The organism is Streptomyces sp. NPDC127092 (assembly GCF_042722475.1).
In the GTDB taxonomy this organism is placed as follows: domain Bacteria; phylum Actinomycetota; class Actinomycetes; order Streptomycetales; family Streptomycetaceae; genus Streptomyces.
Genome location: NZ_JBHXFE010000411.1, coordinates 1 through 1,052, shown reverse-complemented (window position 1 = coordinate 1,052; position 1,052 = coordinate 1). Strand labels below are relative to the sequence as shown.

Below are 1,052 nucleotides of genomic sequence, written 5' to 3'. Positions count from 1 at the left end.
GATGCCGACACCGTGGGTGAACGCCAACACCAGCAACGGCGGAATGATCGCAATGAGCGATGCGCCTGTCGGCGTCAGCGGTGTGAAGCCCAGGTCCATGCCGGCCGCGACGTTGCGGGCAGCTTCTTCCCCGGCTCGGCGGGCATGGTAGGCGTTGCCGAAGACACTGATGAAGACCACTACGACGGCGAGCCAGAGGAAGAACCGCTTTCCTGTCGCGCGGCCACTGATCTTGCTCAGCGCAACAACCGCGATCGTTGCGCCGAGGATTGCGCCGTCGACGATGGCCGGGAAGATCCAGGTGAGGTAGTGCGGGATCCCGGCTTGCAACGCGAGGTCGCGTTGCACGGCAAAGGACAACACAAAGGCCCCTGTGGTGATGCCAATTGCAATGGAAATCGCAACGATCAGAGCCGCAATCAGCGCGCGGACCTGGATTCGTGCTGCTCGAATACTAAGGTCAATCATGACTGGTCTTCCTTCCACGGGGTACCGGTCGGAACGAGGCCCCTGCCGACCCAAACGGCAGGGGCCTCATCTATTTGCTAGTCAGCGAGCGGACGGCCAGGTGGGAGGGGCTTGTCCTCCCCCTCGAACGCGTTGCCGTCGTTGTGTTGCGCGGCGCGGCGCTGTGTTGCGTCGGCGAGCGCCTTCTCCACGAAGTGCGACCAGTTGCGGTCGGCCTCGGCGGACTGCGTTGCTTTGAATGCCAGGCGCGCTTCTTTCAGGACGTCTGGGGCGATGTAGACGGTTGTCGGTTTGTTGCTCGGCTTCTTCTCCGGTTCGGCCGGCTGTTGCGCGGCCGCAGCCGTCGATGTCAGATCCGTTGCAGCCTTGTTGCGTTGCCTCCTCAGCGCGGACACATCGGGGGTCGCAGCTCGCGCAGACGCCCCCGGACGCGGCGGCAGCCCCGTGATAGCTCGATCCGTTGCGCTCACGATGCCGCCACCTCCGCGGCCTCAGCCTCAGTGATTCGTTGCACCATCTCTTGGCATACGGCCAGCAAGTCCGCGGCGACCTCTTTCGCGCTTTTTGGTGCGTGTTCCTGGGCC

At 64.0% G+C, this 1,052-nt stretch carries 2 protein-coding genes; both read right to left on the bottom strand.

What is annotated here, in order from left to right; translation table 11 throughout:
- Nucleotides 1–468 (bottom strand): DUF2637 domain-containing protein (locus ACFWJO_RS40895; RefSeq protein WP_386873481.1); only part of this gene is annotated, 468 nt, incomplete at its 3' end.
- A gap of 77 nt (nucleotides 469–545) precedes the next feature.
- Nucleotides 546–938 carry a hypothetical protein gene (locus tag ACFWJO_RS40890; RefSeq protein ID WP_100228383.1) on the bottom strand — a complete coding sequence of 131 codons (393 nt, stop codon included), beginning with the start codon at nucleotides 936–938 and terminating at the stop codon, nucleotides 546–548.
- Nucleotides 939–1,052 lie beyond the last annotated feature (114 nt).